At 51.7% G+C, this 25,673-nt stretch carries 26 protein-coding genes and 1 other annotated feature; all 26 genes read right to left on the bottom strand.

Annotation, left to right across the window (positions count from 1 at the left end; all coding sequences use genetic code 11):
* Positions 1-76: 76 nt before the first annotated feature.
* Entirely contained in the window at positions 77-2,164 is a 2,088-nt protein-coding gene (locus tag ACFQ2I_RS23675; protein ID WP_449290086.1) for a LysM peptidoglycan-binding domain-containing protein, read from the bottom strand.
* A 743-nt stretch (positions 2,165-2,907) separates the two neighbouring features.
* Positions 2,908-3,789, bottom strand: a complete 882-nt coding sequence (ilvE, locus tag ACFQ2I_RS23670) for a branched-chain-amino-acid transaminase (protein WP_377568946.1) — start codon at positions 3,787-3,789, stop codon at positions 2,908-2,910.
* Between the two features lie 36 nt (positions 3,790-3,825).
* Positions 3,826-4,698: a prephenate dehydratase gene (gene pheA, locus ACFQ2I_RS23665; RefSeq protein ID WP_377568944.1), complete on the bottom strand. Its 873-nt coding sequence runs from the start codon at positions 4,696-4,698 to the stop codon at positions 3,826-3,828.
* Positions 4,695-5,699: a homoserine kinase gene (thrB, locus tag ACFQ2I_RS23660; RefSeq protein WP_377569027.1), complete on the bottom strand. Its 1,005-nt coding sequence runs from the start codon at positions 5,697-5,699 to the stop codon at positions 4,695-4,697. Before thrB ends, pheA begins: the two co-directional genes overlap by 4 nt.
* A gap of 8 nt (positions 5,700-5,707) precedes the next feature.
* Positions 5,708-6,994, bottom strand: a complete 1,287-nt coding sequence (locus ACFQ2I_RS23655; protein WP_377568942.1) for a homoserine dehydrogenase — start codon at positions 6,992-6,994, stop codon at positions 5,708-5,710.
* A 26-nt stretch (positions 6,995-7,020) separates the two neighbouring features.
* On the bottom strand, positions 7,021-7,458 hold the full coding sequence (locus tag ACFQ2I_RS23650) for an ACT domain-containing protein (protein WP_377568939.1): 438 nt from the start codon (positions 7,456-7,458) through the stop codon (positions 7,021-7,023).
* 115 nt (positions 7,459-7,573) lie between these two features.
* Entirely contained in the window at positions 7,574-8,896 is a 1,323-nt protein-coding gene (gene obgE / locus ACFQ2I_RS23645) for a GTPase ObgE (protein WP_377568937.1), read from the bottom strand.
* Positions 8,897-8,909: 13 nt separating this feature from the next.
* Positions 8,910-9,647: a Spo0B domain-containing protein gene (locus tag ACFQ2I_RS23640; protein ID WP_377568934.1), complete on the bottom strand. Its 738-nt coding sequence runs from the start codon at positions 9,645-9,647 to the stop codon at positions 8,910-8,912.
* Positions 9,648-9,776: 129 nt separating this feature from the next.
* Positions 9,777-10,088 (bottom strand): 50S ribosomal protein L27, encoded by a 312-nt coding sequence (gene rpmA / locus ACFQ2I_RS23635; protein WP_262678881.1) that lies wholly within the window; start codon positions 10,086-10,088, stop codon positions 9,777-9,779.
* A gap of 50 nt (positions 10,089-10,138) precedes the next feature.
* Complete coding sequence (locus tag ACFQ2I_RS23630; RefSeq protein ID WP_377568931.1) at positions 10,139-10,474, bottom strand: ribosomal-processing cysteine protease Prp; 336 nt, start codon at positions 10,472-10,474, stop codon at positions 10,139-10,141.
* A 14-nt stretch (positions 10,475-10,488) separates the two neighbouring features.
* On the bottom strand, positions 10,489-10,800 hold the full coding sequence (gene rplU / locus ACFQ2I_RS23625) for a 50S ribosomal protein L21 (RefSeq protein ID WP_377568929.1): 312 nt from the start codon (positions 10,798-10,800) through the stop codon (positions 10,489-10,491).
* Positions 10,801-10,816: 16 nt separating this feature from the next.
* Positions 10,817-10,892: a sequence feature (ribosomal protein L21 leader region), on the bottom strand.
* A gap of 85 nt (positions 10,893-10,977) precedes the next feature.
* Complete coding sequence (locus ACFQ2I_RS23620) at positions 10,978-12,177, bottom strand: Rne/Rng family ribonuclease (RefSeq protein ID WP_377568926.1); 1,200 nt, start codon at positions 12,175-12,177, stop codon at positions 10,978-10,980.
* Positions 12,178-12,209: 32 nt separating this feature from the next.
* Positions 12,210-13,091, bottom strand: a complete 882-nt coding sequence (locus tag ACFQ2I_RS23615; protein WP_377568924.1) for a M50 family metallopeptidase — start codon at positions 13,089-13,091, stop codon at positions 12,210-12,212.
* A complete protein-coding gene (locus tag ACFQ2I_RS23610) occupies positions 13,084-14,088 on the bottom strand; it encodes a peptidoglycan DD-metalloendopeptidase family protein (protein ID WP_377568921.1) in 1,005 nt (334 codons plus the stop codon). The genes ACFQ2I_RS23615 and ACFQ2I_RS23610 overlap by 8 nt, the downstream gene beginning before the upstream one ends.
* A 185-nt stretch (positions 14,089-14,273) precedes the next feature.
* Positions 14,274-15,422: an FtsW/RodA/SpoVE family cell cycle protein gene (locus tag ACFQ2I_RS23605; RefSeq protein ID WP_377568919.1), complete on the bottom strand. Its 1,149-nt coding sequence runs from the start codon at positions 15,420-15,422 to the stop codon at positions 14,274-14,276.
* Positions 15,423-15,429: 7 nt separating this feature from the next.
* Positions 15,430-16,221, bottom strand: a complete 792-nt coding sequence (gene minD / locus ACFQ2I_RS23600; protein WP_377568916.1) for a septum site-determining protein MinD — start codon at positions 16,219-16,221, stop codon at positions 15,430-15,432.
* 3 nt (positions 16,222-16,224) lie between these two features.
* Entirely contained in the window at positions 16,225-16,890 is a 666-nt protein-coding gene (minC, locus tag ACFQ2I_RS23595; RefSeq protein WP_377568913.1) for a septum site-determining protein MinC, read from the bottom strand.
* Between the two features lie 80 nt (positions 16,891-16,970).
* Positions 16,971-17,489 carry a rod shape-determining protein MreD gene (mreD, locus tag ACFQ2I_RS23590; RefSeq protein WP_377568911.1) on the bottom strand — a complete coding sequence of 173 codons (519 nt, stop codon included), beginning with the start codon at positions 17,487-17,489 and terminating at the stop codon, positions 16,971-16,973.
* A gap of 2 nt (positions 17,490-17,491) precedes the next feature.
* Complete coding sequence (gene mreC / locus ACFQ2I_RS23585; RefSeq protein WP_377568908.1) at positions 17,492-18,367, bottom strand: rod shape-determining protein MreC; 876 nt, start codon at positions 18,365-18,367, stop codon at positions 17,492-17,494.
* A gap of 40 nt (positions 18,368-18,407) precedes the next feature.
* Positions 18,408-19,436 carry a rod shape-determining protein gene (locus tag ACFQ2I_RS23580; RefSeq protein WP_377568905.1) on the bottom strand — a complete coding sequence of 343 codons (1,029 nt, stop codon included), beginning with the start codon at positions 19,434-19,436 and terminating at the stop codon, positions 18,408-18,410.
* 69 nt (positions 19,437-19,505) lie between these two features.
* Complete coding sequence (radC, locus tag ACFQ2I_RS23575) at positions 19,506-20,195, bottom strand: RadC family protein (protein WP_377568902.1); 690 nt, start codon at positions 20,193-20,195, stop codon at positions 19,506-19,508.
* Positions 20,196-20,251: 56 nt separating this feature from the next.
* Positions 20,252-20,884, bottom strand: coding sequence for a Maf family protein (locus ACFQ2I_RS23570; RefSeq protein ID WP_377568899.1), 633 nt, complete (start codon positions 20,882-20,884; stop codon positions 20,252-20,254).
* A 53-nt stretch (positions 20,885-20,937) separates the two neighbouring features.
* Positions 20,938-21,180 (bottom strand): DUF4321 domain-containing protein, encoded by a 243-nt coding sequence (locus tag ACFQ2I_RS23565; RefSeq protein WP_377568896.1) that lies wholly within the window; start codon positions 21,178-21,180, stop codon positions 20,938-20,940.
* A gap of 97 nt (positions 21,181-21,277) precedes the next feature.
* The gene (locus ACFQ2I_RS23560; RefSeq protein ID WP_377568894.1) at positions 21,278-22,618 is read right to left on the bottom strand and encodes an SPOR domain-containing protein; all 1,341 of its coding nucleotides are present in this window, start codon (positions 22,616-22,618) and stop codon (positions 21,278-21,280) included.
* A 229-nt stretch (positions 22,619-22,847) separates the two neighbouring features.
* The gene (gene murC / locus ACFQ2I_RS23555; protein ID WP_377568891.1) at positions 22,848-24,263 is read right to left on the bottom strand and encodes a UDP-N-acetylmuramate--L-alanine ligase; all 1,416 of its coding nucleotides are present in this window, start codon (positions 24,261-24,263) and stop codon (positions 22,848-22,850) included.
* 7 nt (positions 24,264-24,270) lie between these two features.
* Positions 24,271-25,656 carry a bifunctional folylpolyglutamate synthase/dihydrofolate synthase gene (locus ACFQ2I_RS23550; RefSeq protein WP_377568888.1) on the bottom strand — a complete coding sequence of 462 codons (1,386 nt, stop codon included), beginning with the start codon at positions 25,654-25,656 and terminating at the stop codon, positions 24,271-24,273.
* Between the last annotated feature and the right edge of the window lie 17 nt (positions 25,657-25,673).

Here is a 25,673-nt window from a genome sequence, read left to right as displayed (position 1 = left end):
ACTGACCCCTTTGCGCTTTTTGGGGATAGTTTGCGCAATTTGCTCTATATTATGCAGCGCAGCTGTGGACAACAGCCTAATGATTAATCCAAGGTCTGCTCACGTAAGTCGTTCTCTTCTTCGGCTTTGGCGCTATAGTTCGAATGATCGCTTTTTTCTTTTTTTTACGAGTCTTTTTCTTTGATTGGGGTACCGATTCCTGGAGGCCATCCATTTCTTCCGCCTCTTCTATCCGCTCACTATAGTCACCCTTCGTATTGGTTTGAACGGGTTGGTCTTGATCGGCTTCCCCTGAATAGGACCACATCGGTGGATAGCCTACTGCCCAGTAGGGGTTCGAAGCTCCATCAAATCCCGGTGGCGGATACATGGCGGACAGCGGCGAGACCATCCCTGCGTTCGATGCATTCGACAGCGGCGAGACCATCCCTGCGTTCGACGCATTCGACAGCGGCGAGACCATCCCTGCGTTCGACGCATTCGACAGCGGCGAGACCATCCCTGCGTTCGATGCATTCGACAGCGGCATCATGTCGGGAGCAGCCATATTACCGCCCTGATGCATCACATTAACCATGGGGTTGCCGTATCCCCACCCGGGACCCGCTCCATAGGGCATGAAGGTGGGCTGCATAGGGTAACCCATACTGAGTGGGTGGACATATCCGCCCATTTCGCTCGGCGAAATAGTTGTTTTTTCCTTCATTCCGTAAATCGCTGCATTCATTTCCCCTTTGCTTATCGGCATATACATATTCTCGTCAGGTGATGATGGATAATCGTATTGCATCATATCATAAGCCGGCAACTGATACTGCTGGAATAGATCCATACTCTGCATGTAATCGCCATTCATTGAATTTGAGTTCACATTATTCTCGCTTTGCTGTTGTACTGGGGGTTTCTTCCCCTTCCCGCTGTAGGGGGATACTTTCCCCGTATTCTCTGCCGAGTAGGGAGCAACATTGGACAATGGCTGCATGTTTCCTCCACTTGGGCCCATATTGCTCAGCGGCTGCACATTCACTCCACTTGGGCCCATGTTGCTCAGCGGCTGCACATTCACTCCACTTGGGCCCGTGTTGCTTAGCGGCTGCACGTTCACTCCACTTGGACCCATGTTGCTCAGCGGCTGCACGTTCACTCCACTTGGGCCCATGTTGCTTAGCGGCTGCACGTTCACTCCACTTGGGCCCATGTTGCTCAGCGGCTGCACGTTCACTCCACTTGGACCCATGTTGCTCAGCGGCTGCATGTTTCCTCCACTTGGGCCCATATTGCTCAGCGGCTGCACATTCACTCCACTTGGACCCATGTTGCTCAGCGGCTGCACGTTCACTCCACTTGGGCCCATGTTGCTCAGCGGCTGCACGTTCACTCCACTTGGGCCCATGTTGCTTAGCGGCTGCACGTTCACTCCACTTGGGCCCATGTTGCTCAGCGGCTCCATCTTTGATGATTGAGGCATTACCTTTGAGGTCAGTGGCTCCACTTTCGCTTCCGGCTCCTTCTTCGTCGCCAATGGCTCCACTTTCTTCGCTTCCGACTCCTTCTTCATCGCCAATGGCTCCACTTTCTTCGCTTCCGGCTCCTTCTTCGTCGCCAATGGCTCCACTTTCTTCGCTTCCGGCTCTTTCTTCGTCGCTAATGGCTCCACTTTCTTCGCTTCCGGCTCCTTCTTCGTCGCTAACGGCTCCACTTTCTTTGCTTCCGGCTCTATCTTCGCTTCCGGTTTTGCCGGCGGTACCGGGGATACGATAGGACCTGTCGGTTTCTTATTTGGTATTGGAGCTGTGTTTTTTTTGCCCGCTGCAAGCCCTGTCAACGTTTTCCCTACGACAGGAGCTGTTGACATCTTGCCTACGAAGCCCTGCACCCCTTGCATAAATGACGATTTCGGACTTGTTGATTGCGTCCCGTACTGACCTGTCGTAGCGGGAACTTGTGCATTCGCTTTTGGAATGTTGATTACTTCTCCAGTAAGCAATACATTCGGATTTTTCAAGTGTGGATTGGCATGAATCATGGTAGCAAGCGGAACTCCCCAAGCTTTGGACAACTTCCACAATGTATCTCCTTGCTTCACGATATGCTGGTGCATAATGTCCATCTCACTCATTCCGCCGCTGTTCCCGGGATGACTGGACGGAACTTTTATTTTCATCCCGACCTCCAGCGCATCCGGATTCGATATTCCTGGATTCAAATGTAGGATTTCTTCGAGCGAAACATTGTACTTCTTCCCTATAAAGTATAATGTGTCGCCCTGTTTCACAATGTGGATTTTCACTCGACGATACCCTCCCGTCACGTTCTGGATAAGCAGGCAAGGCTAAAGCCCGTTATCAATCTCTATATCCTATGCAGAACATGGGCGAGTGTCGCCTCTTTCCATAAAAAACTCTCCATTAATTTTGTCTTCAGCAAACATGAGCCACTATTAACCTGTCACTTCGTGCAATTCTCTCCATAAAGTACCGTCGACGAACTCGTATAGCACTCTGCCAGTCATGATGTTGAGCCGCACATTATCTATGTTCTGAGAACCTCTTCACTCTCCCATTATCTCAGGAGCAGAATCTGATCAATCGCTTACATGTATTCATTTAATCACCATATCTCTTTTAATTCTTCTGCTTACCCAACGTAATTCACTGTCCGATTGAATAATGAGAAGGGCGCGACCTTGCCCATTTCACTAACGCTCATCAACCTACCTCTCCTCTACCCACTTCTGAGTTGATGGGAGAGTGCGGCCTAGGCCTTCACTTTAGCCAGCTGCTAATGCCCACTGTTCCGAGAGCTTTCTTTCATCCCTTCACACCTGTCACAAATTCCATACAAAAAGGACCGCCCCCAGTAGGAGACAGTCCACCTTATTGTTGCCTATTTCTGTACAAAGTCGTCTTATTCGTAAACCTTAATACCGTCGACAGTTACGATGCTGCGGAATTCCTTCAACAAGTGAGTTGTAATCGGACCTGCTTGTCCAGAGCCAATCGTGCGACCGTCTACTTCTCGAACAGCGATAACCTCTGCTGCCGTTCCCGTGAAGAATACTTCATCTGCCACATATACGTCATGCAGCGTGAACGGTTCTTCCTTCAGCGGATAGCCGAACTTCCGACACAAGTCCATAATCGCCGCCCGCGTAATGCCTTCCAGAGCACCGACATAACAAGGAGGAGTGAAGACCGTACCATTCTTGATAATAAAGATATTGTCGCTAGAACCCTCCGCTACATATCCTTGCGAATTGAGCATGATTGCTTCTCCCACACCCGCAAGATTCGCCTGGATTTTCACTAGAATGTTGTTCAGGTAGTTCAGCGACTTAATCTTCGGATTGAGCGCATCAGGAATGTTGCGGCGCTGCGATACGGAGACGGACACAAGACCGTTCTTGTACGCTTCCTCAGGATATATCGCCAGTTGCTCCACGATGATGATTACCCATGCCTGCGGACAACGCTTCGGATCAAGCCCCAGATTGCCCGGGCCGCGAGATACGATAAGACGAATATACCCGTCTTGTAGCTCGTTACGGCGAATCGTCTCCACTAGCGCGTCTTGCATCTCATCCAGCGTTAACGGCATGTCCAGCATAATTGACTTAGCGGAATCATACAGTCTATCCAGATGCTCCTTGCACTTGAAGATATTCCCTCCATAAATACGAATACCTTCAAAAATACCGTCGCCATAAAGAAAGCCATGATCATATACAGATACTTTGGCTTCTTCTTTCGTTACAAATTCCCCATTCAGATAAATCCATTGCTGTGCCATACCTATGCCCACACCTCCGAATGATATACCCTTCTATTATAACAGCTGTTGGTAAGAAAAGCTCGGATAACAACCTAAAATGCGAATTTGACAGCCTATCGCTTCTATCTCTTGCAATGCGGCGGGCAGCAGCACCGTATCCAATGACATCTCGATCTCTATATAAAAATAATAGTTGCCCAGCTTCTTCTTCGTCGGACGGGATTCGATCCTCGATAGGTTGATACGCCGCCAGGCAAATGCGGACAACACCTGATGAAGCGCCCCGGGATAATCCTCCGGCAACGTAATCAGGATACTCGTCTTGGTCCGATCCGACTGACGCACTGTGTAAGGCTCAGGGCCCACCAACATAAAGCGGGTATAGTTGTTGTCGTGGTCGGTTATTCCTTTCGATAGCACGTCCAGCCCGTTATTCGCCGCTGCCCTTCCCGTGCCAATCGCCACAATTCCTTCGCCAGGATGCTCCTTCACATAACGAACCGCTTCAGCAGTGCTTCCGGTGTGTTCCTTCTCCGCATGAGGCATATAGGTGCGCAGGAACTGATGGCACTGCGCCATCGCGACGGGATGGCTGATCACTTTGCTAATGCGTGAGTAATCGATGCCGCCCTCTCTGCCTTCCATCTCGCTGGAGCGGCCAATTAGATTCTGGACGGAGGGATAGACCCACTCCGCCTGCATCGGCAGATCCACTTCATGCACGATCCAATCCATGTGCAGACTTACCGAACCTTCTATCGTGTTCTCAATGGGAATAACGCTATAATGGCATTCGCCTCTCTCCGTCGCCTGGAACACGTCGGCGATTAGCCGATGATGCTCCCACTCCACTTCCTTGTCTCCAAAAAACTGCTTGGCTGCCTCGTCAGATACGGAACCTGCCGGCAGCAACGCGATTCTCTTCATGCCTTGACTTCTCCTTTGACGATATCCATCAGTGATTGCCATGATGGTTGATGGCCTTCGCTCCCCGGTGCGGCCTCGTCGACGACGATAATCTCCGGGCCGACGGAGCATGGTGCCAGCCACATCGTCTCCGCCGCAATCCCTTCCTTCTGCAGCGTCCGCTGCAGGAAGCTCTCCAGCTCGGCCTTCTCGCTACCGGCAGCGTCCACGAACGCGATTAGCGTGGGCCCAGCCCCGCTAAGCGCTGCGCCGAGCGCGCCGTAATCGGCAGCGCGCTCCAATATCTCCGTCATGCCGGGGATGAGCGCCGCCCGATAGGGCTGGTGCAGTCGATCCCGCATCGCATGACGGATAAGAGCGAGCTCACCGCAGGCCAGCGCGGCGACGAGCAGCGAACTGCGACCGACGTTGAACACAGCGTCGGCCCTACTCACTTCAGAAGGCAGCGCATGCCTGGCCTTCTCCGTAGATAGCTGGAACGCTGGGATAGCAACCAGTGTCTCCAGCTGTGGTGGCGGCTCCAGGCGCACATGCTGGGCCGACTCCCCGTCCCAGGCGGCGACGATAATGCCTCCGAAGAGCGAAGCTCCGACATTGTCGGGATGCCCCTCCAGCGCCGTCGCCATCTGGAATAGCCGATCCTTGCTCAATGGCTCCCCGATCAATGCGTTCGCCGCCGTCAACGCTCCGATAATCGCTGTCGCACTGCTGCCCAGTCCGCGCGTCAGCGGAATCTCGCTATACATCGCGATTTCAAGCTCCGGTACGCTCACACCCGCCTCATGGAACACCATCTGAGCTATCTTATAGACTAGATTGGATTTATCACGAGGCAGTTCGTCCTTGCCTTCGCCATGCAGATGGAACACCGTCTCATCGGACTGCTTCATCTCAATCCACGTATAGAGCGACAATGCCATTCCCAGCGAATCGAATCCTGGTCCCAGATTAGCCGTGCTCGCAGGCACCTTGACCAGCACTTTACGACCTTGCGCATTCATCCCGCTCATTAGCCTTCAACCCTATATACGCTCTTCACGTTGAAGATGACGTCCAATTCCTGGAACGCTTCCAGCACCTTGCCGACGGACGCCTTGCTGGCATCATGGGTAATAATGATGATCTCCGCCGCTGGATTAGCTGGATTCGGCTGTTGCAGCACGGCGTCCAGGCTGACCTCGTACTTCGCGAATATTTGCGTTATTTGTGCCAACACGCCAGCGCGATCCGCCACATGGAGCAGCATGAAGTACTTCGAGGAAATCTGATCATCCGTCTTCAATTTCTTCTCCTTGTAAGCAACTGTGCTATTCTTGCCGCTCACTCCCAAATTCAGGTTCTTCACGACGGCTACCAGATCCGCGACGACGGACGTTGCCGTAGGCAGCTCCCCTGCGCCCGGACCGTAGAACATCGTCTCACCCACAGCCTCGCCATATACGTAGACCGCATTGAAGACCCCGTTCACGGATGCGATGGGATGAGTGTTCTTCACCATCGTCGGCTGTACGCTTATGCTAATCAAATCGTCCTGGCGTTCGGCAATACCGAGCAGCTTGACCTCATAGCCCAAACGCTTCGCATAGAGAATATCTTCCTTCGTCACCTTCGATATGCCTTCAGTGGACACATCCGACAAATCAACATTGGTGCGAAAGCCGAGCGTCGCCAGAATCGTCATCTTGCGCGCGGCATCCAACCCCTCCACATCGGAGGTGGGATCGGATTCCGCATAACCTAGCTGCTGCGCTTCCTTCAGCACATCATCGTAAGCGGCAGCCTCCTGGCTCATCTTCGTCATAATGTAATTCGTCGTTCCGTTCACAATGCCCATAATCTTCGTAATGCGATCGGACGAGAAGCCGTCGATCAGCGTTCGGATAATAGGGATGCCTCCCGCTACGCTGGCCTCATACATGACATCGCAGCCATGCCTCTTCGCCATCTCCAGCAACTCAGGACCGTGCAGCGCCATCAAGTCCTTATTGGCCGTAACGACTTGCTTGCCCAGCGACAGTGCTTCCAGCAAGTATTCCTTCGTCTGCTGCACGCCGCCCATCACTTCTACAATCACGTCAATAGCCGGGTCCTTGACAATCTCCCAAGGATCCTCTGTCAACTTGTCGAGTGATACGTTAATATCGCGCTCCTTGCTCTTGTTCTGCACCAATATCTTCTCAATAACAATCGGTGACCCGGAACCGTTTTGCAGGTCCTCCTGATGCCCTTCCACCAGACGAACGACACCTGTGCCTACCGTACCAAGTCCTAATAATCCTACTTTCACCGGTTTCATCTCTGCTTCATCCATCCTCTCTTCTGTTAACCCTGCCCGATAACGATTGCCTTCCTGACGCCGGGCTGGCCGCCAAGCAGCGATATCAACTCAGATAGCTCTCTCGTCACTTGCGATATATCGACAGATGCCACAACATTGGCATAACCCTGCAACGGAATGCTCTGATTCATCGTCAATACGTTGCCTTCCAGACCGGCCAGAAGCGCCAGCACATTGGACAATACACCGGAGCGGTGCTCCAAGTCCATTGCGATCGTTACAATTCTCTCCCGTCCGAGCTCATTGAGAGCGAATACACCATCCTTGTATTTGTAAAATGCGCTTCGGCTAAGTCCTGCCCGCTCCACTGCTTCATGAACGGTAGCCACCTCGCCTCTGTCCAGCATTTCTTTCACTTGAATCGTCTTCATCATCGCTTCAGGCAATAGCTCTTCTCGAACGACATAATAGCGCTCTGCCACATTCGTCCTCCCCAAAAAGACAATTGTTCTTCTATAGTGGACATTATAACCTTTGTAAGACGTTACGGCAATAGGTAGTTAGAAAAAAAGACGACTACTGTCGTCTAGTGGTGGATTAATCGTACGGATTATAATCGGTGCCTTCAAAAAACTCGAAGGAATAATCTTCGATGCGAACGACGTCGCCGTCCTTGGCGCCACGCTTTCGCAGTTCATCATCAACGCCCATCTTCCGGAGCATTCTAGCAAAGCGCATGACGGCATCATACGAAGTCAAATTAAATCGCTTCATATATCGCTTGATCTCCTCGCTCTCCACGACGTACTCCTCATTGTCGCGTCGAATCGTGAAGGCCGCTTCCTTCTTGCTCTCGAACGTATAAACCTTGCGTTCTTCAACTTCCTTTACTTCTTCCACTTCTACGACGTCTGCCGTCTCATCCAGAACATCCGCAGCCTTATACAAGAGCTCCTGTATGCCCTGCTTCGTCAAGGACGAGATTGGCATGATCGTATAATTGTCATAGCATTCCTCCAACAGTTGCTCACGGAATAGCTCCAATTGGTCCGCAGCATCTGGCATGTCCATCTTACCGGCAGCGATAATCTGTGGACGATCCTCAAGCTTCGCATTATACAACTTCAGCTCTTCATTAATTTTCTTCCAATCGTCGAAGGGATCGCGCCCCTCTGACCCGCTCATGTCCACGACATGGACAATCACCCTCGTCCGCTCCACATGACGCAGGAATTCATGCCCCAGCCCCACGCCTTCATGTGCGCCTTCGATCAGACCGGGAAGATCCGCCATGACGAAGCTACGGCCGTCCCCTACATCCACCACGCCCAGATTGGGCGACAGCGTCGTGAAGTGATAAGCGCCGATCTTCGGCTTCGCGCCGGATACAACCGACAGTAGCGTAGACTTGCCCACACTTGGGAAGCCTACTAACCCTACGTCGGCCATCACCTTCAGCTCCAGCACGATCCACCGCTCTTGGCCTTCTTCTCCATTCTCCGCGATGTACGGAGCCGGATTACTCGGAGTGGCGAACCGGCAATTGCCGCGTCCGCCGCGTCCGCCTTTAGCCACAACAACCTTCTGGCCGTGACGCGTCATATCCGCGATCGTCTCACCCGTATCATCATCAATAATCACTGTGCCGGGCGGAATGCGAACAATCGTGTCATCCGCGCTCGCGCCATGCATGCTTTTCACCTTCCCGCGTTCGCCGCGCTGCGCTTTAAAATGCTTCTGATAGCGGAAATCCATCAACGTGCGCAAGCCTTCGTCCACCTGGAATACCAGATCGCCGCCATTGCCGCCGTCGCCGCCGGCAGGACCGCCATTCTCAACATACTTCTCGCGGCGGAAGGATATGATGCCATCTCCCCCGTCGCCGCCCTTTACAAATATTTTCGCTTTATCGACAAACATGTATTGCCTCCGTTCAGGCGCGCATCTCCGCCCGCAGCAGCATACTTGTCACAGTATGCTCTTTGCCTACAGGCTTCATGGGAGCGCCTATCAACTGCTGTTGTATTTTTTGCTTCCATTGCTGCTCATTGATCAATTCGCCTTCATAATAGAAAGCTGCATACAATGCAGCATCATCGTGACTGAGTTCCACCCTCAGCATGCTTGGAGCTTCGTCACCCGTCTTGGCGGCGAAGCGATATGCATTGATCGTCTCCATAATCGTATGTGCAACGCCTTCCTCATCCAGCGCCATATCCCTCAAATTGAGGCCATCCTGTATGGCTACTTCAAGGGTTAAGGAATTGGTGAGCGTTCGGAACGATTGGATATAGCTGACAAGCGATGGCACACCTAGATTGGCAACCGCGCTCTCGCCGGCCATTCTCTCTCTTATCTTCTCCACATATTGTATACTCTTATCCAGCTTGCCCAGCCTTATGTAGCCATAAAGCACCTGAAGATCGTTCATCCAGTCATGTCGGTGATGGTTAAGCGTACGGATGCCTGCATGTTGCATCGCATGGACAGTTCTGCTCATCCGATCCTGGCAGCTCATTCTATCCGCCTTGATCCACAATGCGGATACAGCGATAAGCCAGGCAATTAAGACGGCTACGATCCATAGCCTTCCCGGCCACATTAGCGCGGCGCTAACCGGCAGCAGAAGGGATGTCGCCGCAACATACTTGAGTGATGCTAAGCGTCCCATTGCACGAACCCTACCTTCGTCTAATTTCCTAGCTTATCCAGTATAACACGCCGGGTCAGTCCGGTCATTATGAAAAAAAACGAAAAGCCCCGGACCAAGCGTTGTCGGCCGAGGCTTTTTCTATGTGCATTATACTTCCACTGCTGCGGCTACAGGAGCCTGCTCAACTGGGTATACGCTCACTTTCTTGCGTTCGCGACCCCAACGCTCGAACTTTACAACGCCGTCCACTTTCGCGTATAGCGTGTCGTCCTTGCCGATGCCTACATTCGTTCCGGGATGGATCTTCGTTCCGCGCTGGCGGTACAGAATGCTGCCGCCAGATACGATTTGACCGTCCGCACGCTTAGCGCCAAGGCGCTTGGATTGGGAGTCGCGTCCGTTCTTGGTGGAACCTACACCCTTCTTGGAAGCGAACAACTGAAGATTCAGTTTCAACATGAGATGTTCCTCCTTCCCATAGTTACTTTTGCCGCACCGCAGCTGAAAGCCTACAGCTTCTCTTCGCGGATGGCAATATACTTGCCGTATGATTGAACGATGGTATCCAGCATCACAAGCATCGATTCAAGAAGAAGCTGCACTTTGCCGTCGAGCTCATTATCCGGAAGCTCCGGAATATCCGAGGACAGCCAGCCGTTCTGCATCTGTGCCGGAAGCTGAACCCCCGCCAAAGTTTCAATGGCATTGACCGTGCCTACCGTTACGGCTGACACTCCTGCGCATACAATATCCTTGCCGGGCTTTGCATACTTGGCATGACCCTTTACGGCGAACGATACGACGCGCCCTTGCTCGCCGCTTCTCACGATGCTAACGTTTATCATCGGAATGGATCCTCTTACGCTTGGATTTTCTCGATCGTTACTTTCGTGTATGGCTGACGATGACCTTGCTTGCGACGATAGTTCTTTTTCGCCTTGTACTTGTAAACGACAATCTTCTGACCTTTGCCATGCTTCTCCACTTTACCAGTGACGCTAGCGCCGGACACGACAGGGGAACCTGCCACCAGACCGTCCTTGCCAGATACAGCCAGCACGCGGTCGAAAGTAACATTCTCGCCTTCGCCGCCTTCAAGTTTCTCGATGTAGATGACATCGCCCTCTTGAACTTTGTATTGCTTGCCGCCAGTTTCAATAATTGCGAACATATTCGGTGCACCTCCTTATTCTACGAAGACTCGCCTAATTCAGGTGGCGGTATGAGCCGCGCTTGTCTACCCGATCCGTGCGGTACCTGTGTATGTCTTCAGCCCATTGTGAATTATACACCAAAAAATTGTATCATATATGATAGCCTATGGCAAGCTAATTTACTGCATCGATCGTCATGGTAAGCCAATCAGCTCCCTGACGCTGCTGTTGCGGGCTTTCTTGCGAGTTAACTCCATCAACCCTAGCCGGGTCCAGCCTACGATCGTGCACTTGGCTGCATCCTTGTGCGCCTCCTGAACCATGCTTTGAAAGATGTCCTGTCGGTTGGTCTCCCGCTCCATATCGATGAAATCGACGATAACAATACCACCCGTATCCCTAATTCTCAGCAAACGCATAATAAGCGTCGCGGCTTCCGTATTGGTGTGGTACACGGTATCCTCCAAGCTTGCCGTACCGGTGTAGCCACCCGTATTCACATCGATGACCGTGAGCGCCTCAGTCTCCTCCCATATAAGGTAACCACCGCTGTCCAGCGGTATCTTGCGAGCAAATGCGGCTTCTAGCTGCTGCCAGACTCCATAATGCTGAAGCAAGCCACCCGGCGTCTCATATAGCTTAAGCCTATCCTTTCGGGAAGGTGCGATCACATCGAGCAAGGTAGCGATCTCCTCCAAAGTGTCGGACCTATCCGTCCATATTTCATCCAGGTCCATTGTGAAATAATCGCGTACGCCCCGCTGCAGCAAGCCATCCTCGGTATGGAGCAACGCCGGCGCGACAGCCGTCTCATTAGCGGCCATTACTGATTGCCACAGCTTGCGCAGCCGCTTCGTATCGTCGGACAGCGCCGCTTGTTCTGCACCCGATGCGGCTGTGCGCATAACGATGCCTTCTTCGCCTATTCGCAGAGATTCACCAATTTCTTTCAGCCGTTCTCGCTCCGCATCGTCGCCAATTTTTTTGGAGACAGCCACATAGTCCGCCGACGGCATATACGCAAGCCAACGCCCCGCCAGGTTGAAGTGCGTCGTCACACGGGCTCCCTTGCCGCGAATAGGGTCTTTCACGACTTGCACCATAAGCTCCTCCCCATGGCGGATGATATCTGCGATGGATGGTTTATGGGTAGGCTGCTTGTCCAGATTGGGGTGAAGCAGATCATTGATATACAGGAATGCGTTTTTGGACAGACCGATATCAATGAAGGCCGCCTCCATGCCGGGCAGTACATTGACGGCCTTACCCCGGTATATGTTGCCGACAAGGCTTGCGCTATGGCTGGTCTCCAGATGAAAGTCAATTAGGTTGCCATCCTGCAGAACAGCGGTTTGTATTTTGTCGCCGTCTATTTGCACAAGCATTTGCTTCATTAACGTTCCTCCCGCTCCTCTTTCCTTCTATTCTAACGCAAAAGTTCCGATACTGCACGACCTGGATTCTCACCGGACAAACACCCGGCTACAATCACCTCTTCAGCCAAAACCCTTAAATCCTTCGCAGCGGGCTCCAGCACGTAAACCAGATGATATCTCTCCCGATTAAAGCGGCGAGCGACGGACAGCACGGATTGTCCCCCTTGCACGATCAACGGGCTAGCTTCTCTGCCCAGTTCCGTTAATCGTCTCGCTAGACGTTCCCGTTGTACAAGAAATCGATAAAATAGAAATGGAACATGTCGCAGGTATGTCAAGTTCGATACGATTAGAAAAACGCCAATAATAAACAGATTGAGCTGAACGCCTTCTCCGTGCAGCAGGATGGGCAAAAAAGCGGATAGCGTCATAGCGCCGCTAAGCGTCAAGCTGATTCTGGCGGTCCACAGCAGCGCATGGTAGTAATGAATAAAGTAGCTTAACAAGGACTGCATCAGCTTGCCTCCGTCCAGAGGATGAATCGGCAGCAGATTGAAGGAACCGATAATGACATTGGCCATCATGACATACTCCGCCCATTCAGCGTCCCATAAGCCAAGCGCACCGCAGCCCCATGCAGCGACTGCCATCCAGACGTTCTGCAGCGGGCCTGCAATGGCGACAATTGCATCTTCCTTTGCGCTTGCGCCGCCCGCTTCCTCGACTTCGGCAACGCCCCCGAATGGCAATAGCTTGACTTCCTTGACAGTCCATCCCAGGCCTCTTGCCACCAGAACATGTCCCATCTCATGAACGAGCACGATGATGAATAGCGTAATCAGCTCGGTGAAGTAGCCCGTTAGGGCGGATGCCGCCATGATAAGGACGAATAGCGGGTGGATGGACCAGCGAATGCCCCGCAAGCTAATCAAGGGGAATCACGCCTACAGGATCAACATATTGATTGTCTTGCTTAATCGCGAAATAGAGCGGGCTGAACCCTCCTTCCGGAGCCTCCTTCAATACGCCGATAACGTCCCCCGCTTCCACCCAATCGTCAACTCTGATATCGCTGCTGCCCAGTTTGCCGTATATGCTCATTCGACCTCCAGCATGCTGCAGCAACACGCTATCTCCTTCACGGGACACCATAACCACTCTTCCTCGCTCCACAGCTACTACCTGCATCCCCGGTTCGCCAGCGAGCTCAATCCCGTTAAGCAGCTCAGCGAACGTACGCAGCAGGACGCCGCCTTCCAGAGGTGAGACGATCGGCGTCTTGACGATGTCCCCCTCTACGCCAATTGCCTCATCATTGTTGTCGTTGAATATGGGAATGAAGGACGGCGCGCCCGCGAACACGCTCTTATACCAGCCGGCGACCGCTGCGAAGTCCATCTCCTCCGTAAGCGCTTCCTTCACCACCGCCTGTGCCTTCACTGTCCACGGATGCTGCCATTGGAAGATTCCCCATACAGCAAAGAACAGCACGATTGCAATGGCCAACTTTCTAACAAGTTGTTTTCGGAAGTGATGACCTCTCGGCGGATTTGGCGATTCAGGCTCGTGCTGGTCTTGCAAGCCGATCCCTCTCCTATGCACCCCGCCTCTGCCGGAGTACTCCTCCCATCTCTCCCATGGATTTGGATTCCGCTTCCAATCCAATTCAGGATCAGCAAGCCTATCCCCGCTATGAGTCCGCTCCTCAGAATCTCTCGACGAATGCTCCAATAATAGCCTTTCCCGATTAATGCGTTCTGCTTGGACGAACGGCATCCGATCCTTTTCCTTGCTTCCAGCCGAGATTCGTCCCCTGACTGGCTCAGCGGGTTTTCCCTCTTCCTCCCGTGCCGTCCGGTCGGCGTATTGCCGGGTTAAGCTTTTTATTTTGTGATGACGGCGTTTCTTCACATCGTCTCTCGTTCCCACATCCTCGCCCTCCTTCTTCGTCATATACCGCAAGAACCTTATGGAATAGTTACAACATATGTATGAAGAAGTCGGGACAAGTATGCGCGATGCCCCCACGAATGGCGCACTTCTCTTGTATCCATAAAAAGTGGCGGTGTCAGGGGATCCCGCTTCCCCCGCACCGCCACCTTCTCTATATCACGCTAATCCGCCACTAGCTCATAAACCTCTTGATGGGCTTTAATACTCAGCACAAGTCCGATCGACAGCATATTGAGCAGCAGCGACGTGCCACCGTAGCTGACGAATGGCAGCGTAATGCCCGTAATCGGCATTAATCCGATCATCATGCCGATGTTCTGGAACACTTGGAAGACGAACATCGACACGATGCCGAGAATGATATAGGCCGCCCGCCTGTCGTAACATTTGAATGCAATCATAATCATTCGGTATATGAGCAAGAAGTACAGCATGAGCAAGATCGCCGAACCCTGGAACCCGAACTCCTCGCCGATGACGACGAATATGGAATCGGAATACGTATAGGGAATAAATCCGCCATTTTTCATGTCACCCTGCAGGAAGCCATCGCCACTCAATCCACCAGAGCCAATTGCAATCATCGCATTCTCTGATTGATGACGCGCATCGGCGCTGGCTTCACTCGGATTAATGAATGTGTTAATCCGGTCATACCAGTGTGTTTTCTCGACATCTTTCAGGTACGTATAGATCTGCTCGTTGAACAAATTGAACAGCATGACAAATAATACAAGACCCGCGACTAGGACGGAAAGCCCGATTAACACATGCGTATACTTCACATTGCCAATCCACAGCATGCCAACCACAATTACTAAATAGATAATTGCATTGCCGAGATCAGGCTGAATCATAACGAGCAAAAACGGCAAAAATGCGAACGCGCCGATCGGCAGCAAATCCTGCGAGAAATTCAGCTTGTCGCCTTGCCGCTTCCCCATCAAGTAGGCTATTCCGATGATCAGTATGATCTTGACGATTTCCGCAGGCTGGAAAGAGAAAGCGCCGAGTCTGAACCAGCCTTTCGCCCCGTTGACGATACCCCCGAAGAAATAGACCGCAATAAGCAGAGCGATTCCAATGCCGTACATAACATGCCATAGCTTTAATACAATACGATAGTCGAACAATACAGAGATAGTGGCAACTCCAAATCCTAGGGCATAGAACATCAGCTGCTTCATTACGCTACCGCTGTACTTCGGCGTATACGCCGTGGCGCTATGAATGGCTACGACGCTGACAGCCATTAGTAGACCCAGAATGAGAAGTATGCCCCAGTCCAGCTTCTTCAGTTTATTCAGCACGAAGCCATCATCCTATTCCAAAAAACTTGCGGAAACGCTTAAAAGCGCCAACCTTCTCGTCCAGCACCATTAACGGAACCATATCTCCCAATATGCGCCTTGCAATATTCCGGTAGGCGATTGCCGCCCGTGAGGCCGGATTCATCACCGTCGGCTCGCCATTGTTGGCTGCGGATATGACCTTCTCATCATCCGGTACGATGCCGACGAGGTCAATTGACAGCACTTGGCATATCTCGTCCACATCCAGCATCTCGCCGCTCTTGACCATTGTTTGGCGTATGCGGTTAATGACCAGCTTGGAAGGGATCTTCTCCCCCTCCAGAAGACCGATAACACGGTCGGCGTCCCGAACAGCGGCATTCTCCGGCGTCGTTACAACGATAGCGTGATCTGCGCCTGCAATTGCATTACGGAACCCATGCTCAATTCCCGCAGGACAATCAATCAGCACATAGTCATGCTCATTTTTCAGTTCTTGCACAACTTTCCGGATCTGTTCCGGCTTAACCGCATCCTTGTCCTTCGTCTGGGCAGCCGGCAGCATATACAACTCCTCGAAGCGCTTATCCTTCACAAGCGCTTGATTCAGCCTGCAGCGTCCCTCCGTAACGTCGATCAGATCATAGATAATCCGATTCTCCAGTCCCATTACGACATCTAGATTACGAAGCCCGATATCCGTATCGACCAGGCAGACCTTCTTTCCAAGCAAGGCAAGAGCCGTACCGATATTAGCCGTGGTCGTCGTTTTACCGACACCGCCTTTGCCTGAAGTTACTACAATCGCTTCTCCCATACTCTACACCCCTTTAAAAAGAATTGGATTCTGCCTGATGCGATAAAGCTGAGACAGCTTGTCGATCTGCATCTGGCCTTCGTTCAAATAAGCGAATTCCATGGATGCGTCTCCTGTCGCCCATTCTTCCGGCGGTCGACTAACGACATCGCCGATACGAAGCTGCGTTGGACGCATAAGCGAGGTAGCAATAATGACATCTTCCCGTCCGCCGGTTCCGGCGTGGGCCATTCCCCGCAGCGCTCCCAAGATATAGATATCCCCGGCGCACAACAAGCTTGCCCCCGGATTGACATCTCCGATTAGAAGCAAGTCTCCGTCATGCTCCACAGTCTGCCCGGAGCGAACGATACATGTCATAACCTTCAGCTTCTCTTTGTCGATAATGTCAGCCCCGCTTGACGAATTGGATGTAATCGAACCGATTATAAGATTACCCTGTGCTCGAATAATGCTCGTCAATTGTTCCTTCTGCTCGTCTGTGACGACCCTCTCACCAAGCTTGATATGAACATGAATTAACGGTCCGGATAGCAATTGTTGATGCGTCTTCTCCAGCTTATGTCGCAGCTCTTGAAGCAGGGCTTCGAATGTACACTCATCATCGAGAAGGAACAGCAGACCTTCTTTTACGCCTTTTATCATTATATGTTGTTGCTTTTCGGCCACGACTCGTCCCTCCCCAACCTATAAAATTCTTGGCCGGTATCTCCAATTCCTGCATCCCGGGAAGATTTTTACCCGTTGTCTCATTCCTCTTCATCGTCAGCGCCGGTCGAAATGCGAGATTGGAACATGCGGCGCAGTGGAATGTATAACGCAAGCGCAAAAGCCAATTGCAAGAACAGACTTGGAACAATGTAATGGATGAGCGACCAAGTGTAGGATGCATTGGTAATACGGAACACAGCATATATGCCGAATGTGATGGAATCATATACGATGCAGCTCAGTCCGATTACCGACATTGCCATAAGCAGTGTTACTCTCTTCTTCTCCAGCAACAAGCCTGTGAAGTATCCGATAATCGCCATCAAAAAAAAATGGACGCCAAGCATATGCCCATAATACACGATATCCTGCAGCAAACCGAATCCCGCACCTAACACCAAAGCGGCAAACCTGCCCCGATAAAGCGCTGCAAATATGACCATAACGAATATAAAGTGCGGTATGAGGCGGTCGTCAATGCTCTCCGGAATAAGCCAGGGCACAAGCGCTCCTTCGAGGACAAACAGCAGAATCATGATCGGAACGATTCTGTTCATGCTCATTGCTCCTCCACCTCAGGCGGCTGAACGACGAACACTTCGTACAAATGGTCGAAATCCGCAGCTAGCTTGACAGTTGCAGTATACGTAAGCCCCATGTCGCCAACCTGCTTCGTCTCCACAGTGCCAACCACCATCCCTCTAGGATACACATTGCCTAGTCCTGAGGTGATGACCTTGTCGCCGACCTCCATCTTATCCGTTTCTTCGATTCTGGTCATGACGAGACGCTTCTTCTCTTTGTCGTAATAGCTGAGAATGCCGAAGGAATCGTTCTCTCTCCCTTCGATCGTAGCGGCGATGGAATTGCCATTCGCTGTGGGAGAGGATTCATTCAATTCGGTAATCGGCGTAATGGTGGAAGTGAACGGCGACACTGAGCTTACTAAGCCAATCAATCCGTCCACCGTCGTTACCGCCATATTGGGCTTGACCCCGTGCTTTGAGCCGAGATTGATATTCATGGAGCGATTGTTAGCATCGTTGCTGATGGATACGACTTGAGCGATCAAATAGTTGTAATTGTACATTTGCTTCTGCTGTTTCGTAAATTCCAGTTGCTCCAGAAGTCGCTCGTTTTCCAGCTTTATGAAGTTGTATGCTACCTTATCCCGCGAATATGCGGCTACTGCATTTCTCAGTCGTTCATTTTCCTCATAGACTTCCCTCAGATCCCTGATATCCTCAAAGAAGCCCGCTATTGAGCCAGCGGGCTTGTAGAACCATTGCTGAACGTAGCCAAAGGTATCCTTCAAAAATTTTTCAGGCCAGGAGAGTTCCTTGCGATCGCTTAACGAAAAACCAATAATCGCAATTGTAAGAATCATTCCGATCATGAGCATAAACAGACGTTTATTCCTAAATAGATTAAGCAATCCCTCACCCCTAAATCCCCTTGTCCATACATCTTACAGCTTATCGCCTTGAGCGTGAGGAGCTCCTGCCCTTGAATAGATGAATGTGATCCAAAGAACGTCCGGTTCCGATCGCTACACAATCCAGCGGATTGTCCGCAACAATAACAGGCATGCCAGTCTCGCGCTGCAGCAGCTTATCCAAATTCCGAAGCAAACCGCCGCCTCCCGTCAAAACGATTCCCCGATCCATAATATCCGCCGCAAGCTCGGGTGGACACTTCTCCAGCGTAATCTTCACTGCTTCCACTATGGAATTGACGGTATCAGACAATGCATCTGTAATCTCATCGGAAGTGGCAGGCAGCGTCTTCGGCAAGCCGGTCACGAGATCACGACCGCGAATCTCCAACGTCTCAGGCTTATCAAGCGGCAGTGCGGAGCCTACCTCCAACTTCAACTGCTCCGCCGTGCGTTCACCGATCATCAGATTATATTGGCGCTTGATATATTGAATGATTGCTTCGTCCATATCGTCTCCGGCCACACGGATAGAACGACTAGTGACAATACCACCGAGCGAGATAACCGCAACCTCGGTCGTACCGCCGCCAATATCTACGACCATACTGCCGGTAGGCTCCCATACAGGAAGATCAGCGCCGATTGCCGCTGCGAACGGCTCTTCAATTGTGTAAGCCTCGCGAGCTCCGGCTTGCTTCGCAGCATCCTCGACAGCGCGTTTCTCTACGGCTGTAATGCCGGACGGCACGCATACCATGACATTGGGATGACGAGGGAACAGCGACCTCTGCTTCTGGGCAGAGCGAATAAAGTACTTGATCATCGTTGCCGTCGTATCGTAATCAGCAATGACACCGTCCTTCATCGGACGCACGGCTCGAATATTACCGGGCGTGCGCCCGATCATCTTTTTCGCCTGTTCGCCGACGGCTTCAATCGTTTTTGTATCTGTACGCAGGGCTACCACCGACGGTTCCCTCACGACAATTCCTTTTCCTTTCACATAGACAAGAGTATTGGCCGTACCCAGATCAATACCCAGATCTTTCGTAAAACTTCCAAACATGCTGCTGCTCCCTTCTTCACTAAAACACATTCATTTATCAATGACTATTGTACCGATTCCATTATTATATTACATATAGCCCTGCTCCTTCAAACTGACAAACCTGCCATCGCCAATGACAATATGGTCAAGAATGTCAATGCCGACAAGCTGCCCCGCCTCCGCAAGCCGCTTGGTCAATCGGATGTCTTCGGGGCTTGGCGCTGGATCGCCGCTTGGATGGTTATGCGCGCAAATGATAGATGCGCTGTTGCACTTAATCGCTGCGCGGAACACCTCTCTGGGATGTACGAGAGACGCATTAAGCGTACCCATTGACAAGGTTTCCCGGGCAATAATATGATTTTTCGTATTGAGAAACAAGCAGACAAAGTGTTCCTTCTTCAGATAACGAAGATCCTCCATCAAATAGTCGGCGGCATCCTTGGGGCTGCGCACCGTCACAACGTCAGGTAGCTTGCTCCTGATCATACGTCTTCCAAGCTCAATGCCTGCGCGGAGTTGAACTGCTTTCGCAGGACCTATGCCTTTTATGGCCGTTAATTCTTCCATGCTCAAATCCATTAGATTGCGCAGACTGCCGCATTGCTTCAATACAACTCCAGCCAAATGAATGGCCGATTGGCGCTGCGTTCCCGTTCGAAGCAGAATAGCCAGTAGTTCCGCATGGCTAAGCGCTTCAGCCCCATATCTCATCATGCGCTCTCTTGGACGTTCTTCATGGGGGACATCACGCAAATTGCCGCTTTGCATTTCCATGTCCCATTACCGCCTTTATCTTCATAGTTGGCGTGCTCCTCCCGCCATATCGCGATTCAATATGCCTCTATGCCATAACGCTTCAGCATATCGGCCAATAACGATACGGGCAATCCGACCACGTTGAAGTAACAACCCTTTATTTCGTGAATGAACATTGACCCAAGTCCTTGAATGCCATAGCCCCCAGCCTTGTCGTTCGGTTCGCCAGTGGCAATATATCGGCTAATATGATCTTGGCTCAACGGCTTCATATGCACTTTCGTCAGACGATGACAGACTGTGTGCTCTCCGTATGCCGTTGGCAGACAAGCAACGCCCGTATACACTTCGTGCCAGCGCCCTTGCAGAGCCGTCAGCATCTCTCTGGCGTGAGCTTCATTGTCTGGCTTGCCAAGCGGCTTCCCGTCCAGTACGACGATCGTATCCGCTGCGATGATAAGATCGGATAACGCAGAGCCGTCTTCCTTCCCCAGTCTCTCCTTGACGGCTCTCCCCTTGCGAAGAGCCAACTCCTGTACAGCTTGCCCCGACGACCATGAAGGATCGATCCATTCCTCTACGTCCGCAGACAAAATAGAAACCGGCAAGGAAAGGTCCATAGCTGCGACCAGTTCCTTCCGGCGCGGAGACGATGAAGCCAGGACAATCCGGCTTATCGGATGTGAATATGTCAGTTGGTCTGCCATAACTGCCTTCTCCTTGTAAGCTTGTCTATTGGGGTGTTACGAAGTATAAGTCTCTAAAGCTTGCGATACAGCCATATTGCGATAACGGCACCAATCAGGCTCAACAAACTGATACGAATATCGAGGATCATGGCAAAGTCCAGCACATACAAATCAATGGCAGGCGATATTGTCGCTTCAATCGGTTTTGTCAGGAATGCTGTACCGGGTAAGGATTCCAGCCAGTGCGACAGCAAAGCTCCCGCAAGCAATCCCAATATGACGAAGAGAAGGAGAGTCCAGCCATTCTTCTTCAATGCGATGCCCTCCCTATCGTACTGCTACCACTATTTTCACGCCTGATACAGCTGGCTATTTGACACCTGTCCCTATTATACGCTCCAATTCCTTTCATTACAATGCGCCCAGCGTCTCAAACCATTCTTTTTGTATCAGCACCGCTTCCATCAGTGCGGCTTGCGCCTGCCATAATGGAGAGCTGGACGGCTCCTTATTGTAGGAAGCAATAGACGCTGCCGTTAGATCCATCGCGGCCAGCAGCTTGTCCATATAAGCGTTTCCTAATTCGTCGTTCATTCCCTTGTGTACCACCTTCGCGATATCGCTCCACTCCGCATACCGCTTCTTCCAAGCCTCAGTCGCAGCATCGCCCAGACTGGAGAGAGAGGATTGCTCGAACTGAGCAGTAATAAGATTGCTCCAGACCGCAATCAGCCCGTTCGTTTGTTCGAAAAACGCCTTAACTTCCTTTTCTGTACCCAAAAAATTCATTGCATCCGGCGATTGAAGCCGCACTTCCTTTCCGTACAAGATCAGTCCCGGCAGCTTGCTCTCAAGCAGCTTCAAGCTTTGCGCATCCGCAGCTACACCTGCAAAAACGGCATACTTGCTTTCGTCGATGTGAGCGTAGGAGGCAGCAAGTCCTTTGTCGCGAAGTTGCTTCACGGCGGCATTCATGCCTTCTGGATTGCTGAACACGCCGTACTGCAGCATGTGGTAAGTAAACTTCAAGCCGTCAATGGCAACAACCGAGCTGCGAGCGGAAGCATCGCTAGCGGTTGCTCCTTCCTGATCTTCGTTTTTCCTATCCGACTGCGTCGTTCCCTCCTTGACACTTGCGCGATCCATTCCCGCATCCGAATGACTTGCCCAAGTCTCTTGCTGTATGACATTATCGCTTGATGCTTGACGTTCCTTGAACGACCACAATTCTGAACCCGTGAACAAGCTTAGAATGACATAGCCGAACAACGCGCCTGTCGCCAGGGCCCCAGTGACTGACAGGAATACGTTAAACCATGACGGACCTTGATTTCTCCGTAAATGCGAACCGTTCCCGTCAAGATATCCGAAGCGTTCCTCATACCCCGATTCAACTTGCATGTCCGGCCATTTTTCCTTTTCACAACTTGGATCACGATCCTCCAGGTCGGCAAGATGTTCAGGCATGACATCGACCTCATCCTTGCAGGGCAACTTTCTGTCGCGATCATGTGTTGAATTCCTGATCAACTCTTCCAATTTCCCGACATCTTGCTGATAAGGGCTTGTCCAATACTCGCTTTCATGTATAACATTCGCAGCATGCGACGGGTATAAGGGGACAACGTTTGAACTTCCTTTATTTTCCACACTCCCTTGCTGTGCATGAGCTGCCGGCTTCGCATTGCCATGCATTACATTACCGCTGCGGTCGAATCGATACGTTATCCGGTTGGAAGGCTTCTTGTTCATGTCGATCACTCCCTTGATTCCATTGTCCTGTCTACTATCATTCTATGAAATCAAATTACGAGATATGCCGATGCTGGAAGACTCCATTCTCTGTCTCACTACAAGTGGTCTGCTCTGAGTAGAACATTGATGATAACAGAGAGGGCGGCACAAGGAGTATCATCCCTGCACCACCCTCTATTTTTCCAGGTGAACCTTCCATCAAGTGAGTAAGGTTCCGGATTTATCGTTATTGGATCGCCCCGCCATGTGATGATTGCAGAGACTTGGCCAAAGCGTCCGCCACCTTCCATATGTCGCCGGCGCCCATTGTAATGACGAGATCGCCTGGCTTCACACGTTGTTGAAGCGCCGCCAGCACCTCATCCTTTGTCGGAATATACTCAGCCCTGGCATGACTGTTATTCCGAATCAATTCTACCAGTTTGCTTGAGTTAATTCCCTCTATTTGCAGCTCGCCCGCAGGCGAGTAGATATCGGATATAATAACATCGTCCGCTTCCGAGAACGCTCTGCTGAACTGTTCGAATAGGAAATACGTTCTCGTATAACGCTGTGGCTGGAAGACGGCAATGATTCGTTTCCCGGTCGTTTTGGCCGCACTGATCGTTGCCTGGATTTCCGTTGGGTGATGAGCATAGTCATCAATGACGAGAATGTCGTTCACTTCACCTAACACCTGGAAGCGACGTTTTGCGCCGCGAAATAGCTTGATCGCGTCTTTGACGGCTTCAAATGTCAAACCAGCCTCCAGGCATGTAATAACCGTCGCCATCGCATTGTATACATTGTGAAGGCCAGGAACAGACAGTTCAACGCGACCGAGTGGCTCACCCTGACGGAGCATGTCGAAGGAGACTTTACGATCACCCAGCACGATGTTTTCCGCCCTGTAGGTAGCGTTTTGATCGATGCCGTATGTGATTAATAGAGGCTCCCCCTTCCCGTCCTCCCTTTTGCGAGCTCTCGGCAATATTTCCTGAATCGCGGTATCGTCCGCGCATACAATCGCTTTTCCCTCAGACTTTACTTGCTGAAGGAATTGGACATAGGCCGCTTTCAACTTCTCGTAGTCGCCATCGTAATTTTCCAGATGATCCGGTTCGATATTGGTTACGATCGCAATCGCAGGATGATAATGCAGGAAGGAACCGTCACTCTCATCCGCTTCCGCTACGACATACTCTCCCTTTCCCGCTTTCGCGTTGGTGCCCACATTCACAATCTCGCCGCCGATAATATAAGTAGGGTCCGTCTTACATTCTTCCATGACAAGCGCGATCATGGAGGAAGTCGTCGTCTTCCCGTGCGCTCCGGCAACGGCAACGCCTTTTCCCGCATTCATTAGCCTGGCCAGCATTTGAGAACGATGCAACACCGGAATGCGCAGGTCTTCCGCCGCTTTCCGCTCCACATTATCACTAGGCAGCGCCGTGGAGTATACGACGAGGTCTGCTCCTTTCACATGCTCCGGCTGATGGCCAATGAAGATATCCGCTCCCTTGGCCGCGAGCTTCTCCGTTAACTCCTGTCGCGCCACATCCGAACCTGTTACCTTGTATCCCTTCTCCAGCATCACGCGGGCAATGGCGCTCATCCCATAACCGCCGATTCCGATGAAGTGGATGTGTTCTGCCGTATTCAAAGACGGTTCACCAACCTTTTTCAGAATCCGAGTTGTACAACATATAGGAACGTACATCCGCTATCAAATACAGCGTACCTGTCACGACTCCAAGATCCGTCTCCCCGGTTGCTTCCTGCAATTTGTTGAGCGCATCCTTCCAATCCTTCGCAACGACTAATTGGAACGACAGCGCTGGAGACCACGATTCCCGCATATCCTCTGCCAGCCGAGCCAATTCGTCCGCATCCTGCTTCATGCGATAATCAGGCTCGGTAATAATAAGCGTGTTCACTATAGGTAGTATATGCCGGAGCGTCGCCTGATGATTCTTATTCTCCAGCATACCCATCATAACGTTCAAGCGATCATACTTATACGTGTCGCTTATTGCTGCAGCCAGCGCCTCTGCGCCTTCGGGATTATGCGCGCCATCTAATAACACGCGCGGCTCCCTGCTCACTAACTCCATGCGTCCTGGCCATGTCGCGCCGCGAAGTCCTTCCAGGATCGCTTCCTCATCCAGTACCAGTGCCTGATATTGACGAAGCACTTCCAACGCCATAAGAGCCGTCGCAGCATTCGTTACCTGATGAGCGCCGCTTAGCGTAATCTTCAGTTCCGGCAGATCGCGGAACAAGCTGCTGAAGCGGAAGGACTGTTCCTCCTCGCTGGCTTCCAGCCGTTCAACACGGAATTGATCGTCCAGCATGTAGAGCGAGCTCTTATTCCGGAGTGCCGTTCCGCGTATAACAGCCGCCAGCTCCGGTTGGGAGACTGCGCTGACGACAGGCACGCCCGGCTTGATAATACCCGCCTTCTCTGCAGCCACCTGCTCCAGCGTATCGCCCAGACGGTCCATGTGGTCGTGTCCGACATTCGTAATAATCGAAATGACCGGGTAGACCACATTCGTTACATCCAGGCGACCGCCAAGCCCCGTCTCCCATACGACATAGTCAGGATAACTGACCTTAGCGAAATAAAGAATGGCCAGTGCCGTAGAAACCTCGAACATCGTTGGCGAGCCGAGCTCCGTATCTGCCAGCTCGTCCACATGCGGCTTCAATTCGTTGGAAAGCGCAAGGAGGGTCTCCTCCGGGATATCCTCGCCATTATATTGAAATCGATTGGTAAACTTCGTAATGTAAGGGGACGTGAACGTCCCCACATCATAGCCTCCGCGCAAGAGCGCGCTTGTCAGATAAGCGCATACCGAGCCTTTCCCGTTCGTCCCGGCGACATGGATAAACTTCAGCCGGCGATGCGGATTGTTGAGCCGCTCCAGCAATGCTTCGATACGTTGCAGCCCCGGTCTGATGCCGAATGGAATCAAGCCCGTAATCCAGGCGACAGCCTCATTGTAAGTGGATAAGCTGCTGTAGTCGCTTCCCGTTTGCTTTTGTTCCGTCATCTTGCATCCCTTCTTCC

The sequence above is a fragment of the Paenibacillus chungangensis genome (assembly GCF_042675905.1).
Classification (GTDB): domain Bacteria; phylum Bacillota; class Bacilli; order Paenibacillales; family Paenibacillaceae; genus Pristimantibacillus; species Pristimantibacillus chungangensis.
Note: the sequence above shows the minus strand (reverse complement) of the source record. Positions and strands in the feature narration are given on the sequence as shown.

Bases quoted from the DNA above. Each gene is read 5' to 3' on its own strand.
- ACFQ2I_RS23675 (WP_449290086.1), bottom strand. From the start codon at position 2,164: ATGAAAATAAAAGTTCCGTCCAGTCATCCCGGGAACAGCGGCGGAATG.
- ilvE (WP_377568946.1), bottom strand. From the start codon at position 3,789: ATGGCACAGCAATGGATTTATCTGAATGGGGAATTTGTAACGAAAGAA.
- pheA (WP_377568944.1), bottom strand. From the start codon at position 4,698: ATGAAGAGAATCGCGTTGCTGCCGGCAGGTTCCGTATCTGACGAGGCA.
- thrB (WP_377569027.1), bottom strand. From the start codon at position 5,699: ATGAATGCGCAAGGTCGTAAAGTGCTGGTCAAGGTGCCTGCGAGCACG.
- ACFQ2I_RS23655 (WP_377568942.1), bottom strand. From the start codon at position 6,994: ATGAAACCGGTGAAAGTAGGATTATTAGGACTTGGTACGGTAGGCACA.
- obgE (WP_377568937.1), bottom strand. From the start codon at position 8,896: ATGTTTGTCGATAAAGCGAAAATATTTGTAAAGGGCGGCGACGGGGGA.
- ACFQ2I_RS23640 (WP_377568934.1), bottom strand. From the start codon at position 9,647: ATGGGACGCTTAGCATCACTCAAGTATGTTGCGGCGACATCCCTTCTG.
- rpmA (WP_262678881.1), bottom strand. From the start codon at position 10,088: ATGTTGAAACTGAATCTTCAGTTGTTCGCTTCCAAGAAGGGTGTAGGT.
- ACFQ2I_RS23630 (WP_377568931.1), bottom strand. From the start codon at position 10,474: ATGATAAACGTTAGCATCGTGAGAAGCGGCGAGCAAGGGCGCGTCGTA.
- rplU (WP_377568929.1), bottom strand. From the start codon at position 10,800: ATGTTCGCAATTATTGAAACTGGCGGCAAGCAATACAAAGTTCAAGAG.
- ACFQ2I_RS23620 (WP_377568926.1), bottom strand. From the start codon at position 12,177: ATGAAGCAAATGCTTGTGCAAATAGACGGCGACAAAATACAAACCGCT.
- minD (WP_377568916.1), bottom strand. From the start codon at position 16,221: ATGGGAGAAGCGATTGTAGTAACTTCAGGCAAAGGCGGTGTCGGTAAA.
- mreD (WP_377568911.1), bottom strand. From the start codon at position 17,489: ATGAACAGAATCGTTCCGATCATGATTCTGCTGTTTGTCCTCGAAGGA.
- ACFQ2I_RS23580 (WP_377568905.1), bottom strand. From the start codon at position 19,436: ATGTTTGGAAGTTTTACGAAAGATCTGGGTATTGATCTGGGTACGGCC.
- radC (WP_377568902.1), bottom strand. From the start codon at position 20,195: ATGGAAATGCAAAGCGGCAATTTGCGTGATGTCCCCCATGAAGAACGT.
- ACFQ2I_RS23570 (WP_377568899.1), bottom strand. From the start codon at position 20,884: ATGGCAGACCAACTGACATATTCACATCCGATAAGCCGGATTGTCCTG.
- ACFQ2I_RS23560 (WP_377568894.1), bottom strand. From the start codon at position 22,618: ATGAACAAGAAGCCTTCCAACCGGATAACGTATCGATTCGACCGCAGC.
- ACFQ2I_RS23550 (WP_377568888.1), bottom strand. From the start codon at position 25,656: ATGACGGAACAAAAGCAAACGGGAAGCGACTACAGCAGCTTATCCACT.